Genomic DNA, 16,865 nt, shown 5'->3' on the forward strand with positions numbered 1-16,865 from the left:
GGGCGACAACCTGAAGTTCACCGTCGAACTGATCGCCCCGATCGCCATGGAAGACGGCCTCCGCTTCGCCATCCGCGAAGGCGGCCGCACCGTCGGCGCTGGCGTCGTCTCCAAGATCATCGAGTGATCCGCAAGGATATCGCGACTGAGGGGCCGTCCGGAAGGACGGCCCCTTTTTCGTTGGCGCGGGCGGTTTTCGGCAAGCCAGCCAGAGGACACCGAATGGTGCGATACCTGACCAAAGGTGGCGTTGACGCGTTCCGCGATCTGCCGCAAGATCGGGCACCCATCATCACCCGAGATCAAGCTGATGTGCCAGATCTTCGCGGGGCAGGACCCCGACCGCTATGAATCCGAAACCCGCCGCCTGCGGCTGAACGGGCAATCGACCTCGATCCGGCTGGAACGGGCGTTCTGGCGGATCCTCGATGACATCGCCGCGCGCGAGGGCGTCAGCACGCCTGCCTTCATTTCCAAGCTTCACGCCGAGGTTCTGGAACTGCATGGCGAGGCGCGGAACTTCACCTCGCTGCTGCGCTGCGCCTGCACGATTCATCTGGGCGAGGATCAGCAGATCACCGCCATCGCCGCCGAATAGGCGAAAAACGCACCTGTAGTAAGCCGTTACTACCCGGTCTCGCGCACCGCCATCTAGAATTGCCGGAAGACGGGCAATCAAGGAGGCGGCCTTCATGGCGAAATACATCCATTCGATGATCCGGGTTCTGGACGAGGCGCGTTCGGTCGATTTCTACCAGCGCTGTTTCGGGCTGAAGGTCGCCGACCGGCTGGATTTCGACGATTTCACGCTGGTCTATCTGTCGAACGACGAAAGCGAGACCGAGCTTGAACTGACGATCAACAAAAGCCGGACAGAACCGTATGACCTGGGCGACGGCTATGGCCATGTCGCCTTCTCGGTCGAGGATGTGGATGCGCTGCACGCGCGCCTGGAAGCCGAAGGGTTCGCGCCACGCAAGCTGGTCGATTTTGCGCCGGGCGGGGAATTGATCGCGCGCTTTTTCTTTATCGCCGATCCGGACGGCTATCAGATCGAGGTTCTGAAGCGGGGTGGCCGCTTCAAGTGATGCGCGCGGCGGATGAGGAGGGGCGTCCGCCGCGCGTTGCAAGACCAGGGAGGAGGAAGGAAATGTCTCAAGTTAGCAAGCAGGGGCTGTCCCGGCGTGCATTGTTGTCGCGCGCTGCGGCGGCAGGTGCGTTGGCGGTGGCGGGCGCGGGCTTCATCGCCGCACCCGACGCCGCGTGGGCGGTCGAAGTCAGTAATGTCAGCGAACATGAAATGGCGACGCTGTTGCAGATGGCGCGTGACATCTATCCGCATGACAAGGTCGGCGACCGGTTCTATGCGATCGCGGTCAAATCCTATGACAGCGAGGAACAGAGACAGGCGGTCGCCGAGGGGATCGCCGCGCTGGACGCCGCCGCGAAGGAGGCGGGCTTTGACGACTATCTCTCGACGGGGTGGGAGGCCGACCGGGTCGCGATCCTGCGCCGGATCGAGGACACGCCATTCTTCCAGACCGTCCGGGGCGGGCTGGTGACCGGGCTCTATAACCAGAAGGAAGTCTGGCCGATTTTCGGTTATCAAGGTGAGTCCTATTCCGAAGGCGGCTACATCAATCGCGGCTTCGATGACATCGACTGGCTGTGAGGGGGGAAGATCATGGCTGAGGCAGCGAAATTCGAACTGGGCGACGACAGCGTCGTCGTCATCGTGGGAACCGGCGCTGGCGGCGGCGTGCTGGCCAACGAGCTGGCGCAGAAGGGCGTCAAGGTGGTCGCGCTGGAGGCGGGCGGACGCTATCTGCCCGAGGACTATGTGAACGACGAATGGGAAAGCTTTGGTCAGCTTGCTTGGACCGATCCGCGCACGACCAGCGGCGACTGGCGGGTGGCAAAGGATTTTGCCGGGCTTCCGGCATGGATCGTGAAGGCGGTCGGCGGCACCTCGATCCACTGGGCCGGCGCCAGCCTGCGGTTTCAGGATCACGAGTGGAAGGCGCGCACGACTTATGGCGAGGTCGAGGGTGCCAGCCTTCTGGACTGGCCGCTGGACGCCGCCGAGATGGCACCATGGTACGACAAGGCCGAGGCAAAGCTGGGCGTGACCGGCGTCGGCGGGCGTCCGCGCCTGCCGGGCAACAACAACTATCTGGTGTTCGAAAAGGGGGCCAAGGCGCTGGGTTACCAGGACGTCCACACCGGGAACATGGCGATCAACAGCGTCGAATACGACGACCGGATGTCGTGCCAGCAGACCGGCTTCTGTTTTCAGGGCTGCAAATGGGGGGCGAAATGGTCCTCGGCCTATACCGACATTCCGCGCGGCGAGGCGACCGGTAACCTCGAGGTGCGCGACCACGCCCATGTCGCCCGCATTCTGCATGACGATGGCGGCAAGGTCACGGGGGTCGAATATTTCGACAAGGACGGCAATCTGCAGATGCAGAAGGCGCGCATTGTCTGCGTCGCCGGCAACAGCTTTGAAAGCCCGCGCCTGCTGCTGAATTCTGCCTCGTCTATGTTTCCCGACGGGTTGGCGAACAGCTCGGGTCAGGTCGGGCGGAACTATATGCGACACACCACAGGATCGGTTTATGCGACCTTCGAAAGACCGGTGCGGATGTGGCGCGGCACGACCATGGCAGGCATCATCCGCGATGAGGCCAAACACGACCCCTCGCGCGGGTTCGTAGGCGGCTATGAACTGGAGACGCTGGCACTGGGCCTGCCTTTCATGGCGGCTTTCCTTGATCCGGGTGCCTGGGGTCGTGAATTCACGACGGCGCTGGACAGCTATGAGAACATGGCCGGCATGTGGATCGTGGGCGAGGACATGCCACAGGCCGACAACCGCGTCACCCTGTCCGATGCCGAGGACAGCTTTGGGCTGAAGGTCGCGAACGTCAATTTCAACGATCATCCCAACGATATCGCCATGCGCAACCATGCCTACAAGCAGGGCGTGGCGATCTACGACGCCGTTGGTGCGACGCGGACCCTGCCGACGCCGCCCTATCCCTCGACCCACAATCTGGGCACCAACCGGATGTCGGAAAAGCCCGAGGACGGGGTCGTGGACCGCAATGGGCGGGCGCATGATGTCGCGAACCTGTTTGTCAGCGACGGAAGCCAGTTCACCACGGGCGCCGCGGAAAACCCGACGCTGACGATCGTGGCGCTGGCAATCAGGCAGGCAGACCACATCGCGAGGGAAATGGCTGCAGGCAACATCTGATCACGCCTGATCCATCGTTTGACCGCCCCGCAACTGTGGGTCGGTCATGTCATTGCTGACGCGAATTGTCAGCATGGTCGAACCATCATAGCAGCATCAGGCCCAAGGAGCTTTGAGATGATCGACCATATCGGATTTGCAGTTTCGGATCTGTCAGCCGCGCGCGGCTTTTACGAACGCGCGCTGGCGCCGCTTGGCATTCTGGTGCTGATGGATGTGACTGAACAGATGACCGGTGGACATGGCGCGCATACGGGTTTCGGAAAGGATGGCAAGCCATTCTTCTGGATCGGCACCGGAAAGCCGGCCTCGGGGTCGGCCCATGTCGCGTTTGTCGCACCCGACCGTGCGACGGTGGACGAATTCCACCGGGCCGCCCTGGCGGCGGGGGGGCGCGACAACGGTGCGCCGGGGCTACGCCCCGAATACCATCCCGACTATTATGGCGCCTTTGTCCTGGACCCCGACGGCAATAACATCGAGGCCGTCCATCACGGCGGGGCAGCGGAATGAAGACCTACCACGGAAGCTGCTTTTGCGGCGCGGTCGCGTTTCAGGCCGACGGAGATCTTGCAGATGGCACGATGCGCTGCAACTGCCGGTTCTGCCGCAAGATGCGCTATTGGGAGATGCGCCTTCCCGACCCGAACGGCTTTCGCCTGATGCGCGGCGCGCAGGACCTGGCCCAGACACCGCGCATGCAGGATGACGGGATCGACATGCACCACCATTTCTGTGCCCGCTGCGGGACGCGCCTTTGGACGGACGGTGAAATGGCGGAACTTGGTGGGCGCTTCGTGCAGGTTTGCATCGGCGCACTGGATGATGCCAGCGAGGCAGAACTGATTGCGGCGCCCGTCCATTGGGCCGATGGTGCGAACGACAACTGGTGGCAATCGGCCCCCGAAACGCGCCATCTGTGACGGCGACCCTCATGCGCTGAAAAAGGAAAAGCCCCTTCGCAGTGACGATGCGAAGGGGCCGGTCTGATGTTCGGCATCAGGATTTTCGTGCAGGCGCCGACCGCCTGTCAGCGTCCGTCCATGGCCGCCATGTTGACGCCGCCTTCCGCGATCTTCGTCATGTGGCGATCGCCTTCCCATGTCTTGTCCAGACATTCCTGCAAGACTGCCGCGTCGCTGTCCAGATCAAGACGATTGGCAAAGCTGCGAACGCAGCCATAACCCGCGATCGCGTAATGCATCATGCGCTGATACTGCGTGATGATCGCGGCATCCTGCGCGTCCTCGTCGGCATATTCGGCCTCGATGGCGTGTTTCTTCGCCTCGATGATCAGACCTTCCATGCCGCGGCAATGTTCTCCGGTGGGGTCGGCATCGTGGCGATTGCACAGTTCGGACAGCACCTCCATGCCGCGCGCGATCCCCTGGTTGCCGGCGATCAGCGCCTCGGACAGTTCCCGCGACTTGGCGGCGCGGCCCAGTTCGGTCACCATGGGCATGGACTGCTTGCAGGCCGAATACAGATCCTTCAACTGGTCCAGATACAGGTCCTTGAGATTCTTGATGGCCATGTCGTCCTCCTTGACGGATTTCGTTGCCGCGCGGTGGGCGCGGCATTCGGCGGACCAACCCTGCCGAAGCCTGGCGCGTTCCATCACGCATCAAAGATCAAGCCGGACCGGCCTAACCCCGCCGGGCGGGCTTGACTTGCCCCGGTCTGCGGGCCAGCAAGTGGCCTCTGCAAATCTCACCCATGTATTTTCCGGGTAAGCCTCATGTTCGCGTGGTTCGAACGACGCATCGATCCCTATCCGTCCGACACACCCGCCATGCCGCCGCGGGGACTGTGGCGGTTCCTGCTGCATTACAGCCATGGCGCGCTGCCTTGGCTTGTGGCGCTGGCGCTGTTTTCGGGCGTGATCGCGGTCATCGAGGTGATGCTGTTCGGCTGGCTGGGCGATCTGGTCGACCGGCTGGCCGACACCCCGCGCGAGGTGTTCTGGCAGCAGGAAGGCGCGCGGCTGACGATGATGGCGGTGGTGCTGCTGATCGGCCTGCCCGCGCTGAACCTTCTCGCCTCGCTGGTCCTGCACCAGTCGCTGATGGGCAATTTCCCGCAGCGGATCCGCTGGCAGGCGCATCGCTATCTGCTGCGCCAGTCGATCGGCTATTTCCAGGACGAGTTCGCGGGCAGGATCGCGCAGCGCCTGATGCAGACCGCGCTGGCGGTTCGCGAAGTGGCGATGAAGATCATGGATGTCGGCAGCTATGTCCTGATCTATTTTCTCGGTTCGCTGGTGCTGGCCGGGTCGCAGGATTGGCGTCTTGCGCTGCCCTTCGCGGCCTGGGCGGCGGGCTATGCGATCATGCTGTGGCAGATCGTTCCGCGCCTGGGGCGGGTGGCTCAGGCGCAGGCCGACGCGCGGTCGCAGATGACGGGCAGGGTCGTTGACAGCTATACGAATATCGCGACCGTCAAGCTGTTCTCGCATTCAACCAGGGAAGAAGCCTGGATGCGTGACGGCATGGATGGCTTTCTGCACACCGTCCACCGGCAGATGCGGTTGTCCACCATCCAGGATGTGGCGCTGAATGTGTTGAATGTTGCACTGGTCGGCGGGGTAACCGCGCTTGGGCTGTGGCTGTGGACCGAGGGGCGGGTGGCTGTCGGCGCGGTTGCCGTCGCGGTGCCCTTGGCGCTGCGCCTGAACAACATGTCGCACTGGATCATGTGGGAATTCGCCTCGCTGTTCGAGAATATCGGCACGGTCCGAGACGGCATCGCCAGTCTTGCGCTGCCGCGCCAGGTGTTGGACGCGCCGGATGCGCGCGCCCTGCAACCCGGCCCCGGTGCGGTCAGTTTCGATCATGTCACCTTCCGCTATTCCGGGCCTGACGGCGCGCGCCCGCTGGCGGTTCTGGACGATCTGACGCTGCATGTCGCGCCGGGCGAACGGGTCGGGCTGGTCGGCCGGTCGGGGGCGGGGAAATCGACGCTGGTGAACCTGCTGCTGCGTTTTCACGATATCGAGGGCGGCCGGATCACCATCGACGGTCAGGATATCGCGGGCGTGACGCAGGACAGTCTGCGTGCCGCGATCGGGGTGGTGACGCAGGACAGTTCGCTTCTGCACCGTTCCGTTCGCGACAATGTCGCCTACGGCAGGCCCGATGCGACCGAGGACGAGATCGCCGACGCTCTGCGGATGGCCGAGGCGCATGGCTTTGTGCCGGGATTGTCCGATAGCTACGGCCGCTACGGCCTGGATGCACATGTCGGAGAGCGCGGCGTCAAGCTGTCGGGCGGTCAGCGTCAGCGCATCGCGATTGCCCGCGTGGCCCTGAAGGATGCCCCGATTCTGATCCTGGACGAGGCGACAAGCGCTCTGGACAGCGAGGTCGAGGCCGCCATCCAGTCCCGGCTGGACCTGCTGATGCAGGGCAAGACCGTCATTGCCATTGCGCACCGGCTGTCCACAATCGCGGCAATGGATCGTCTGATCGTCATGGATGCGGGCCGGATCGTCGAACAGGGCAGCCACGCCCAGCTTCTTGCGCAGGGCGGGCTTTACGCACGGCTGTGGACGCGGCAGTCGGGCGGTTTTCTGGCCGCGGACGCGGCGGAGTAGGGTGATGATCCACGGCTGCGGCCGAGCGCACATAGACTGGCGTGCCGCATCGGTGCTGTAAGAAGATCAAGCGAGGCGCGATGCTGCGTGGTCAAGGTCAGTCGGGTCGCGCCCGGCCCGAAGGCCGAGATGCACGAAGTTCAGCCAAGCAGATTTGCCGCGCTGGCGCCCCGATCAGTCTAATCCACGCTCCTTGTCGCTCAGGACCGGTACATGGCCAAGCCAGCGTGCATAGTCGCCGGTCGTGGCAAGCCGGTGCAGGTCGGTCAACGCGCCGATCGGATCGGTCGGGTGATGATCCACCCGCAGCGTCAGCGGAGCGTGGTCGGGATGCAGGACCAGCAGCGCGGCCGAGAACAGCCCTCGCCGGTCGCCGCCGCGCGTCTGGGCGGCGCGCAGGGCGGTCAGAAGACGTTGGCTGAACGCCCCGTGTGTTGTCTGAAACGTTTTTGCCAGCGTGTCGACAACATCCGCCCGCGCCAGCATGTTTCCGGCGGTAACGCCGCCTTCAAACACACGGCTGCCGGTTTCAGGGGTGTTCCGGGCGCCGGTAAAGACGCCGGTGCTTCCGCGTAGGTCAAGCGCCGCCAATTGTCTAAAGGCACGGCCGGAATCGGACCGGGTCACACAGGCAACGGCCTCGGCCGCGCATTGGCCGCGCTGCATGGCTGCCAGAACATCTTCGCCCCACAGCGTCGAGGTCGAGGCACCCTGGCTGGCGCTTATCCCGGCGGTCAGACTGCCGCGAAGAACCCAACCCCCGACGCAATAGCTGCCGGTCGCCGCCGCACCACCGATCGCGCCCGTCTGCGGATCGCGCGCAAGAATCGAAAAGGTCATGATGCAATCTTCGTCATTGTCCTGAAGATTTATCATGAAAAATTGACCGATGCAATTTATTGTGATAAATATGAGACATAAAACCAACAGGGAGCTTCCAATGACACTCATCAACCGGACCCGCCGGGGCCTGCTGGCGGTGACGGCCGTCGCCGCCCTGACGCTGGGTCTCCAGCCGCACCCCGCAACGGCGCAGACCCCCGCGGATGTTCTGATCGTCGGCCAGATCGCCGAACCGAAATCGCTGGACCCGGCGGCCGTGACGGCGGTCAATGACTTCCGAATTCTTGTGAATGTCTATGAAGGGCTGACTCGTTATGAGGATGGCACCCTGCAGCCGGGGCCTGGTTTGGCGACGGCTTGGGACATCTCTGACGACGGAACTGTCTATACTTTCACCTTGCGCGACGGGGTCACGTTCCATGACGGAACCCCCTTCAACGCCGAAGCGGTGAAGTTCAATTTCGACCGTATGCTTGACGAGGATCACCCCTATCACGATACCGGCCCGTTTCCGCTGGCCTTCTTCTTCGGTGCCGTCGAGAAGACCGAGGCGATCGACGATCTGACTGTCAGGTTCACGCTGAACGAACCCTATGCACCGTTCCTGTCGAACCTTGCCTATCCCACCGGCCTGCTGGTGTCGCCCGAGGCGGTCAAGGCGAACGGCGCCGATTTCGGTCGCAACCCTGTCGGCACCGGCCCGTTCAAGTTCGTCGAATGGAAATCGAACGAACGCGTCGTGATCGACCGCTATGACGATTACTGGGGCGAGGCGGCGGGCGCGCAGGCTGTCGTGTTCCGACCGATTACCGACGCCAATACCCGCGTGGCCGAGATGCTGGCAGGCGGCATCGACATGATGGTGGAAGTTCCGCCCACCTCGATCAATCAGTTCCAGGGTGACGAATACACCATCCATGAACAGGCCGGCCCGCATCTGTGGTTTCTGATCCTGAACACCAAGGAAGGGCCCTTCGCCGATGTGAAGCTGCGTCAGGCCGCCAATTATGCGATCAACAAGGAAGCGATCGTGAACGACGTGCTGGAGGGCACGGCCACGGTTGCGGCCGGACCCACTCCGCCCGCCTTCGCATGGGCCTATAACGACGAACTGGCGTCCTATCCCCATGATCCTGAAAAGGCCCGGCAACTGATTGCCGAAGCCGGGGCCGAGGGAACCGAGCTTACCTTCTATGTCACCGAGGGTGGTTCGGGCATGCTGGACCCGGTGCCGATGGGCACGGCGATCCAGGCCGATCTTGAAGCCGTCGGCTTCGATGTCGCCATCGAGACCTATGAATGGAACACCTTCCTCGGCGAGGTGAACCCGGGCCTCGAGGGCAAGGCCGACATGGCCGAAATGGCCTGGATGACGAACGATCCTGACACGCTGCCCTATCTGACGCTGCGCACCGAGGCGCTGCCAGATAATGGCGGCTTCAACTCGGGCTATTACAGCAACGAAAAAGTCGACGAATTGCTGGAAAGCGCGCGGACCGCGACCGATCAGGAAGAACGCGCGCGGCTTTACCGCGAGATGCAGGCGATCGTTCACGAAGACGCGCCCTGGGTCTTTGTCGCAAACTGGAAACAGAACGCCGTGACCAGCGACCGGGTCGAGAACTTCGATCTGCAGCCGTCGTTCCTGTTGAACCTGCAGGGCGTGGTGAAGAACTGAGACCATGTTCCCGGACGCGCCCGATCTGGCGCGTCCGGGAACCCGCCGGAATCCTTGCGCGATTCCGCCACGTTCTCGTTCCTGACAAAACGCACAGAGGCACCCGGGGGGAAACATGGGCGGCTATATTCTAAGAAGGCTGGTTTCTGCGATCCCGGTGCTGTTGGGCATCACGGTGATCGTATTCCTGATCATGTCGCTGATTCCGGGTGATCCGGCCACTGCCATTCTGGGATCCTACGCGACCCCCGAGAATGTCGAGAAGCTGAACCGCGACCTGGGCTTGGACAAGCCCGTCGTGCAGAGGTACTTCATCTGGCTTGGCAACATGCTGCAGGGTGATTTCGGGCGATCGTTCTCGCTGAACCGTCCGGTGATCGACGAGGTGCTGGAGCGTTTCAACGCCACGCTGATCCTTGCCGGCACCAGCCTGGTCCTGTGCTCGATCCTGGGCGTGCTGGCCGGGGTCGTGTCGGCGGCGCGGCAATACGGGCTGGCCGACAAGGTGATCACCTTCATCGTGCTTATCGGGATTTCGGTCCCGTCCTTCTTTCTGGGGATGATGATGATCCTGCTGTTTTCGGTGAACCTGAAGTGGTTTCCCGTCTCGGGCATGTACGCAATCTATGGCGGTGGCGATCTGACCGACCTGATCCGCCATCTGATCATGCCGGCACTGGCACTGTCGGCGGTGGCAACCGGCGTCATCGCACGCTTGTCGCGGTCGGCCATGCTGGAAGTCCTGCGGCAGGACTACATCCGCACCGCGCGCGCCAAGGGAGTCGGCGAACGCAAGGTCATCATGGGCCATGCACTGCGCGCCGCGATGGTGTCGATCATCCCGGTGCTAGGCATCCAGGCCGGGTTCGTGCTGTCCGGTGCCGTCTATATCGAGATCGTGTTCCAGTGGCCCGGCGTCGGCAGGATGCTGGTCGACGCGATCCTGACCCGAGACCTTCTGCTGGTTCAGGGCGGCGTGGTCTTCGTCGCCGCCTGCTATGTCTTCTTCAACATCGCGGTCGATGTCGCGCAAAGCCTTCTGGATCCGAGGATCAAGACATGATGGCGTTCCTGAAACTGCTGTTTCGCAATCGGCTGGCGGCTATGGGGGCCGTGGTTCTGTCCATCATCGTCCTGCTGGTTCTGCTGACCCCGTTTCTGCCACTGCACGATCCGGATGTGACGGCCACCGCGGATCGGTTCAAACGGCCCTTCACCGACGGGCACCTGCTGGGAACCGACCATCTGGGCCGCGATCTTCTAAGCCGGCTTCTGTGGGGCACGCGGTTGTCTTTGGCGGTCGGGTTTGCGGCGGCGGTGATCGCGGCTTTCATCGGGTCGGCGATCGGCATCACGGCGGGCTATTTCGGCGGTCGCATCGACAATATCTTCATGCGCGGCGTCGATATGCTGATGGCCTTTCCCTATATCCTGTTGGCGCTGGCCATTGTCGCGGCACTTGGGCCGGGGCTTATGAACGCGCTGATCGCGGTGGCGGCCGTCAACATTCCCTTCTTCGCGCGAAACATCCGCGGCATCACGGTGGGGCTTGCCGGACGTGAATTCATCGACGCTGCGCGCCTTGCCGGGATGGGCCATACGCGGATCATCGTGACCGAACTGCTGCCCAATGTCCTGCCGGTCATCATCATCGCGATGTCCACGACCGTCGGCTGGATGATCCTTGAAACGGCGGGCCTGTCATTCCTGGGACTGGGGTCGCAGCCGCCGCAGGCCGATCTGGGCTCGATGCTGGGCGAGGCGCGTTCGGCGCTGATCTCTCACCCGCATACCTCGATCGTGCCCGGCATCATGATCTTTCTTATCGTCATGTCGATCAACCTGCTGGGGGACGGGGTGCGTGATGCGCTGGACCCGCGCCTGCGGTCGGGTGCGCTGTCGCGGCCGCTGCCCACGACCCTGGTCAGCCGAAAGCAACCGGTTCCCGACGCCACCGACGATCTTCTGGCCATTCAGCAGCTTGAAACCCAGTTCCATGTCGGCAAGCGCATCTACAAGGCGGTTGGCGGCGTGTCATTGGCCGTCAGGCCGGGCGAATGCCTGGGCATCATCGGCGAATCCGGGTCCGGAAAATCGGTCACGGCGCTATCGGTGATGGGGCTGGTCGCATCGCCTCCTGGGGTGATCACCGGCGGCGCGGTCCGGTTTCAGGGCGAGGATCTGGTCGGGGCATCCTACGAAACCTTGCGGCGGAAGCGCGGCGACCGTGTCGCCTATATCTTCCAGGATCCGCTTTCCACGCTGCATCCGCTGTACAAGATCGGCGATCAACTGGCCGAGGCGATCCGTTCGCACCACAAGCTGTCCCGTGCAGACGCCCGCAGCCGCGCCATCCAGTTGCTGAAGGATGTGCGCATCCCTAACGCCGAAAGCCGGGTCGATGATTTCCCGCACGAGATGTCGGGCGGCATGCGTCAGCGGGTCGGTATCGCGATGGCGCTGGCCAATGATCCCGACGTGATCATCGCGGACGAACCGACGACCGCGCTGGATGTCACGGTGCAGGCACAGATCTTGTCCCTGCTGGACGATCTGCGCCGCGACCGCGGGCTGGCGATCATCTTCATCACCCATGATTTCGGCGTGGTGGCACAGCTTTGCGACCGGATGGCGGTGATGTATGCCGGTCGCATCGTCGAGGAAGGGCCGACCGACAGCGTGCTGCGGCATCCGCTGCACCCCTATAGCAAGCGCCTGATCGAATGCGTTCCCGAACTGGGCCAAGGCCGACGCAAGCTGGCGGCGATCCCCGGGCTGCCGCCGGTGGTGGACGATCTGCCGCCCGGTTGCGCGTTTGCGCCCCGTTGCCCCAAGGCGCAATCGACCTGCCGCGAAGGTGACGTGGGGCTGGACCGTGCCGGCAGGCGTGCCGTGCGCTGCCTCTATCCCGAAGAAACGCTGGAGGTCGCAGCATCATGACCGCATTGAAGGTACAGAACCTCGCCAAGACATTCGCGACGAAGAAAACCCTGTTTCGCCGGTCTCAGGGCGGTGTCCGCGCGGTCTGTCCGGTCAGCTTTTCGGTGGAAAGCGGCGAAACGCTTGGTGTGGTGGGTGAATCCGGATGCGGCAAGTCCACGCTGGCGCGCATGCTGGTGGGTCTGCTGGAGCCGTCCGAGGGAACCATCGAGATCAATGGAAAGGCGCTGGACAACGCCGATCCGGCCGAATTTGGCAAGCTGATCCAGTATGTGTTCCAGGATCCGAACAGCAGCCTGAACCCCCGCAAAAACATCCGGCAGATCATGGAGTCGCCGTTGAAGCGGCTTCACAAGATGCCGAGGGCCGAACGCGATGCGCGCATCCGCGAGATCTTTGATTCGGTCAATCTGCGAGAGGAGTTTCTGGAACGATACCCGCATGAATTCTCGGGCGGGCAGGCGCAGCGCATCGGCATCGCCCGCGCGCTGGCGGCGGATCCACAGATCATCATCCTTGATGAACCTGTCTCGGCGCTGGACGTGTCGGTTCAGGCGCAGGTGCTGAACCTGCTGGCAAGGCTGAAGGCGGAATTCGGACTGACCTATCTGTTCATCACGCACGATCTTGCGGTGGTCGAGGCGGTCAGCGACCGGATCATGGTGCTGTATTTCGGTTCGGTCGTCGAGGTGGGCAAGGCCGAGAAGATATTTGCATCGCCGCGGCATCCGTATACCAAGCTTCTGGCCGACAGCGCGCCGGTGGTGGGCCGTCCGCTGACAGCGCCCGAACAGAAGGGAACCGAGCTTCCCGATCCGTTGAACCCGCCGCCCGGCTGCGCCTTCGCGGGCCGCTGTCCCCGCGCGACCGAGCATTGCCGGACCATCGAGCCGGTGCTGCAATCCATGGGAGAGGATCAATTTGCCGCCTGCCACCACCCGATTGAAGCGCGCGAAGGCTGAGCCAAAGACCAGCCGCCCGGTCCAAGTCGCCGAAGCGATCAAGGACTGGGTCGTGGAACAGAGCCTTCAAGCGGGCGACCGGCTGCCGGGTGAGACCGACCTGATGGCGCGCTTCGGCATGGCCAAGGGCACCATCCGAGAGGCGATGCGGATCCTCGAGGCTCAGGGGCTGATCAAGACGCGAACCGGACCGGGCGGCGGCAGCTTTGTCCACGAGGTCAGCCGCCAGCGTGCCAAGGCGCTTCTGGGTAACTATTTCTATTTCAAGAATCTGACGATCGGCGACATCTATCAGCTGCGCCTTGCCCTTGAACCCGAACTGTCGGCGTCGCTGGCCGGACAGCTTGACGAAGATATCCTGCAGGCGCTTGAAGCCAATATCTCGGAGTATTCGCATCCCGCCAGAACCATCGAGGAAGAACGCGAGCAACATGTCGCCTCGCTGCGATTTCATGCGATCCTTGCAGAACAGGCCCGCAATCCCCTGCTGGGTTTCGCGATAGATTTCATGGTGAACCTGCTGGCCGACCTGACGGTCTATCGGCGGCTGTATTCGCGACCGAATCTTGAACTTTGGCAGCGGGGACGCGACCACCAGAAAGATCTGGTCAAGGCGCTGCGGGCCGGTGACGCCGACCGCGCACGCGCCGTCATGGCCGAACACATGCAGACGGCATGGACCCTGATGTGCAGGCAGGAGGCCGAGATGTGCAGCAAGTTCATCTCGGAATAAGCGGCGGAAGAACGATTCTCGTTGCGGATGCTTGTGCGGGTGGTGGGGCTGATGATCCCGCGCCCCCGTTCGCCCCGCATCAGGTGAGGCGGTTCACGCAGGGTGAACCGCCTCGGTCCGACGGAATGCCTGATCGTCAGTGCAGCGTTGCTTCGGGCTTGGGCCCTTCGCCCACCGCACCCAGCTTGTGACCGGCCTTGCCGATGCGATTGCCGACCATCAATCCGTCCTCATTCGCACCGATATGAACCGTCTGCCCGTCCAGCACGTCGCCCGACAGCAGCAGTTCGGCCAGCGGATCCTGCAATGCGCGCTGGATCACGCGCTTCAACGGACGCGCGCCGAAGACCGGATCATAGCCCTGATCGGCCAGCCACTTCCGTGCGCCGCCGTCCAGATCAAGTGCGATCTTGCGTTGCGCAAGCCGCTGTTCAAGCCGCAGAAGCTGGATATCGACGATGCCATCCATGTTCTCTCGCGAGAGACGGCGGAAGATGATGATCTCGTCCAGCCGGTTCAGGAATTCGGGGCGGAAATGTGCCCGCACCGCTTCCATCACCTGATGCCGCGCTTCGGTCGAATCGGCGTCTTCCGGCAGGTGTGACAAGGCCTGCGACCCCAGGTTCGAGGTCAGGATGATCAGCGTCTGCTTGAAATCCACCGTCCGGCCCTGACCGTCGGTCAGAACGCCATCGTCCAACACCTGCAATAGCACGTTGAAGACATCGGGATGGGCCTTTTCGACCTCGTCGAACAGGATCACCTGATAGGGTCTGCGCCGCACCGCCTCGGTCAGCACGCCGCCTTCATCATACCCGACATAGCCCGGAGGCGCCCCGATCAGCCGAGCCACGGAATGTTTTTCCATGAACTCGGACATGTCGATGCGGACCATCGCCTGATCGTCGTCGAACATGTATTCGGCCAGCGCCTTGGTCAGTTCGGTCTTGCCGACGCCGGTGGGGCCAAGGAACAAGAAGCTGCCAAGCGGCCGGTTCTCGTCGTTCAGGCCCGCGCGGGCGCGACGGACGGCGTTGCTGACCGCGGTGACGGCTTCGGACTGACCGATCACGCGACGGCCGATTTCCTCTTCCATCTTCAGCAGCTTGTCACGCTCTCCCTCCAGCATCTTGCTGGTCGGGATGCCGGTCCAGCGTTCGACGACCTCGGCGATCTGTTCGGGCCGAACAGCCTCTTCGACCATCAGCCCGTCATCGTCGGCATCGTCGGCTTGGGACAGCTGTTTTTCCAGACCGGGGATGATGCCGTAGGACAACTCGCCCGCACGCGCCAGATTGCCCTCGCGCTTGGCCTGATCCAGCTCGGCCCGCGCGCGGTCCAACTGTTCCTTCAGGCTGCGCGACCCTTCCAGCTTGTCGCGTTCGGCCTGCCAGCGGGCAGTCATTTCCGCACTGCGTTCCTGCAGATCCGACAGATCCTTTTCCAGTCGTTCAAGGCGATCCTTGCTGGCCGCGTCGTCCTCTTTCTTCAGGGCCTCGGCCTCGATCTGCAGCTGCAGGATCTGGCGATCCAGCTGGTCCAGTTCCTCGGGTTTGCTGTCGACCTCCATGCGCAGACGGCTGGCTGCCTCATCGACAAGATCGATCGCCTTGTCGGGCAGGAAACGGTCGGTGATATAGCGGTTCGACAGCTGCGCAGCCGCCACCAGCGCCGCGTCGCTGATGCGAACGCCGTGGTGAAGCTCGTACTTCTCCTTGATGCCGCGCAGGATGCTGATCGTGTCCTCGACCGTCGGCTCTTCGATCATGACCGGCTGGAAACGCCGGGCCAGGGCCGCATCCTTTTCGATATACTTGCGGTATTCGTCCAGCGTGGTCGCACCGATGCAGTGCAACTCGCCCCGCGCCAGCGCAGGCTTGATCAGGTTCGCGGCATCCATCGCGCCGTCGGTCTTGCCGGCGCCGACAAGCGTGTGCAACTCGTCGATGAACAGCACGATCTCGCCGGCGGCTGCCTCGATCTCTTTCAGGATCGCCTTCAGACGTTCCTCGAATTCGCCGCGATATTTGGACCCGGCGACCAGCGCGCCCATGTCCAGCGCCATCAACCGCTTGTCGCGCAGACTTTCGGGCACATCGCCGTCGATGATGCGCAGCGCCAACCCTTCCGCGATCGCGGTCTTGCCCACGCCGGGTTCGCCGATCAGCACCGGATTGTTCTTGGTGCGCCGCGACAGAACCTGCATGGCACGGCGGATTTCCTCGTCCCGGCCGATGATCGGGTCGATCTTGCCCTTTTCGGCGGCCTCGGTCAGGTCGCGGGCATATTTCTTCAGCGCCTCATAGCTGTCTTCGGCGCTTGCCGAATCGGCGGTGCGGCCCTTGCGGATGTCGTTGATCGCGCTGTTCAGGTTCTGGGCGTTCACCGCCCCGGCCTCAAGCGCGTCCCTGGCGTTGGTGTTCACCATCGCCAACGCCATCAGGATCCGTTCGATCGGAACGAAACTGTCGCCGGCTTTCTTGGCGACCTTTTCGGCTTCGTCCAGAACGCGGACCATCGAGGGATCGACATAGACCTGATTGTTGCCGCCCGACACCTTGGGCAGCTTGGCCACGGCCTGATCGACCGCCTGCTGGACCCGCTTGGCGTCGCCGCCCGACCGGTTGATCAGATTGGCCGCCAGCCCCTGATCGTCATCCATCAGCGCCTTCAGCAGATGTTCGGGAACGACGCGCTGATTTTCCTCGCGCATCGCGATGGCCTGGGCGGCCTGCAGGAAGCCACGCGACCGTTCCGTGAACTTTTCCATGTTCATCGGCATGTTCTCCTTTTCACTAGCCCCCGTGTCGCGGGCGCCCTGTTGCGGCACGCCCCGGTTCGGGTCTTCGGTTATGATT

15 protein-coding genes and 1 pseudogene are annotated in these 16,865 nt (G+C 63.0%); 13 read left to right on the forward strand and 3 right to left on the reverse strand.

What is annotated here, in order from left to right; genetic code table 11:
• From tuf to J7359_RS14490, 7 genes and pseudogenes are all read left to right on the forward strand, one after another.
• Positions 1-127 (forward strand): annotated as a pseudogene (tuf, locus tag J7359_RS14460) (elongation factor Tu); the annotation flags it as partial.
• A 183-nt stretch (positions 128-310) separates the two neighbouring features.
• Positions 311-598 (forward strand): ribbon-helix-helix domain-containing protein, encoded by a 288-nt coding sequence (locus J7359_RS14465; protein ID WP_209057821.1) that lies wholly within the window; start codon positions 311-313, stop codon positions 596-598.
• A 94-nt stretch (positions 599-692) separates the two neighbouring features.
• Positions 693-1,088, forward strand: coding sequence for a VOC family protein (locus J7359_RS14470; RefSeq protein WP_209057658.1), 396 nt, complete (start codon positions 693-695; stop codon positions 1,086-1,088).
• A gap of 62 nt (positions 1,089-1,150) precedes the next feature.
• Entirely contained in the window at positions 1,151-1,672 is a 522-nt protein-coding gene (locus J7359_RS14475; protein WP_209057660.1) for a Twin-arginine translocation pathway signal, read from the forward strand.
• Between the two features lie 12 nt (positions 1,673-1,684).
• Positions 1,685-3,259 carry a GMC family oxidoreductase gene (locus tag J7359_RS14480; RefSeq protein ID WP_209057662.1) on the forward strand — a complete coding sequence of 525 codons (1,575 nt, stop codon included), beginning with the start codon at positions 1,685-1,687 and terminating at the stop codon, positions 3,257-3,259.
• A gap of 117 nt (positions 3,260-3,376) precedes the next feature.
• A complete protein-coding gene (locus tag J7359_RS14485) occupies positions 3,377-3,772 on the forward strand; it encodes a VOC family protein (protein WP_209057664.1) in 396 nt (131 codons plus the stop codon).
• Positions 3,769-4,182 (forward strand): GFA family protein, encoded by a 414-nt coding sequence (locus J7359_RS14490; protein ID WP_209057666.1) that lies wholly within the window; start codon positions 3,769-3,771, stop codon positions 4,180-4,182. The genes J7359_RS14485 and J7359_RS14490 overlap by 4 nt, the downstream gene beginning before the upstream one ends.
• Positions 4,183-4,289: 107 nt before the next feature.
• Here the strand turns inward: J7359_RS14490 and J7359_RS14495 are convergent, their stop codons facing one another.
• Positions 4,290-4,793, reverse strand: a complete 504-nt coding sequence (locus J7359_RS14495) for a DUF892 family protein (RefSeq protein WP_209057669.1) — start codon at positions 4,791-4,793, stop codon at positions 4,290-4,292.
• Positions 4,794-4,997: 204 nt separating this feature from the next.
• Here J7359_RS14495 and J7359_RS14500 point away from each other — a divergent pair, with 204 nt between their 5' ends.
• Positions 4,998-6,851 (forward strand): ABC transporter ATP-binding protein, encoded by a 1,854-nt coding sequence (locus tag J7359_RS14500; RefSeq protein WP_209057671.1) that lies wholly within the window; start codon positions 4,998-5,000, stop codon positions 6,849-6,851.
• Between the two features lie 174 nt (positions 6,852-7,025).
• On the opposite strand, the gene J7359_RS14505 is transcribed toward J7359_RS14500, so the two are convergent.
• Positions 7,026-7,727, reverse strand: a complete 702-nt coding sequence (locus J7359_RS14505) for a DUF1028 domain-containing protein (RefSeq protein ID WP_247740426.1) — start codon at positions 7,725-7,727, stop codon at positions 7,026-7,028.
• Positions 7,728-7,791: 64 nt separating this feature from the next.
• Here J7359_RS14505 and J7359_RS14510 point away from each other — a divergent pair, with 64 nt between their 5' ends.
• The 5 genes from J7359_RS14510 to J7359_RS14530 all read left to right on the forward strand — a co-directional run bounded on the left by J7359_RS14510 (position 7,792) and on the right by J7359_RS14530 (position 14,007).
• The gene (locus J7359_RS14510; RefSeq protein WP_209057673.1) at positions 7,792-9,372 is read left to right on the forward strand and encodes an ABC transporter substrate-binding protein; all 1,581 of its coding nucleotides are present in this window, start codon (positions 7,792-7,794) and stop codon (positions 9,370-9,372) included.
• A gap of 115 nt (positions 9,373-9,487) precedes the next feature.
• The gene (locus J7359_RS14515; protein ID WP_209057675.1) at positions 9,488-10,435 is read left to right on the forward strand and encodes an ABC transporter permease; all 948 of its coding nucleotides are present in this window, start codon (positions 9,488-9,490) and stop codon (positions 10,433-10,435) included.
• On the forward strand, positions 10,435-12,312 hold the full coding sequence (locus J7359_RS14520) for a dipeptide/oligopeptide/nickel ABC transporter permease/ATP-binding protein (protein WP_209057825.1): 1,878 nt from the start codon (positions 10,435-10,437) through the stop codon (positions 12,310-12,312). Before J7359_RS14515 ends, J7359_RS14520 begins: the two co-directional genes overlap by 1 nt.
• Positions 12,306-13,274: an oligopeptide/dipeptide ABC transporter ATP-binding protein gene (locus tag J7359_RS14525; protein ID WP_209057827.1), complete on the forward strand. Its 969-nt coding sequence runs from the start codon at positions 12,306-12,308 to the stop codon at positions 13,272-13,274. The genes J7359_RS14520 and J7359_RS14525 overlap by 7 nt, the downstream gene beginning before the upstream one ends.
• Positions 13,255-14,007 carry an FCD domain-containing protein gene (locus J7359_RS14530; RefSeq protein WP_247740428.1) on the forward strand — a complete coding sequence of 251 codons (753 nt, stop codon included), beginning with the start codon at positions 13,255-13,257 and terminating at the stop codon, positions 14,005-14,007. The genes J7359_RS14525 and J7359_RS14530 overlap by 20 nt, the downstream gene beginning before the upstream one ends.
• Positions 14,008-14,143: 136 nt before the next feature.
• Here the strand turns inward: J7359_RS14530 and clpB are convergent, their stop codons facing one another.
• Positions 14,144-16,783, reverse strand: coding sequence for an ATP-dependent chaperone ClpB (gene clpB / locus J7359_RS14535; protein ID WP_209057679.1), 2,640 nt, complete (start codon positions 16,781-16,783; stop codon positions 14,144-14,146).
• Positions 16,784-16,865: the final 82 nt, after the last annotated feature.

The sequence above is a fragment of the Paracoccus sp. R12_2 genome, from assembly GCF_017744015.1.
Lineage (GTDB): Bacteria > Pseudomonadota > Alphaproteobacteria > Rhodobacterales > Rhodobacteraceae > Paracoccus.

Coding starts and splice junctions, on each gene's coding strand:
- J7359_RS14465 (WP_209057821.1), top strand. CDS start 311: ATGTGCCAGATCTTCGCGGGGCAGGACCCCGACCGCTATGAATCCGAA.
- J7359_RS14470 (WP_209057658.1), top strand. CDS start 693: ATGGCGAAATACATCCATTCGATGATCCGGGTTCTGGACGAGGCGCGT.
- J7359_RS14475 (WP_209057660.1), top strand. CDS start 1,151: ATGTCTCAAGTTAGCAAGCAGGGGCTGTCCCGGCGTGCATTGTTGTCG.
- J7359_RS14480 (WP_209057662.1), top strand. CDS start 1,685: ATGGCTGAGGCAGCGAAATTCGAACTGGGCGACGACAGCGTCGTCGTC.
- J7359_RS14485 (WP_209057664.1), top strand. CDS start 3,377: ATGATCGACCATATCGGATTTGCAGTTTCGGATCTGTCAGCCGCGCGC.
- J7359_RS14490 (WP_209057666.1), top strand. CDS start 3,769: ATGAAGACCTACCACGGAAGCTGCTTTTGCGGCGCGGTCGCGTTTCAG.
- J7359_RS14495 (WP_209057669.1), bottom strand. CDS start 4,793: ATGGCCATCAAGAATCTCAAGGACCTGTATCTGGACCAGTTGAAGGAT.
- J7359_RS14500 (WP_209057671.1), top strand. CDS start 4,998: ATGTTCGCGTGGTTCGAACGACGCATCGATCCCTATCCGTCCGACACA.
- J7359_RS14505 (WP_247740426.1), bottom strand. CDS start 7,727: ATGATAAATCTTCAGGACAATGACGAAGATTGCATCATGACCTTTTCG.
- J7359_RS14510 (WP_209057673.1), top strand. CDS start 7,792: ATGACACTCATCAACCGGACCCGCCGGGGCCTGCTGGCGGTGACGGCC.
- J7359_RS14515 (WP_209057675.1), top strand. CDS start 9,488: ATGGGCGGCTATATTCTAAGAAGGCTGGTTTCTGCGATCCCGGTGCTG.
- J7359_RS14520 (WP_209057825.1), top strand. CDS start 10,435: ATGGCGTTCCTGAAACTGCTGTTTCGCAATCGGCTGGCGGCTATGGGG.
- clpB (WP_209057679.1), bottom strand. CDS start 16,783: ATGAACATGGAAAAGTTCACGGAACGGTCGCGTGGCTTCCTGCAGGCC.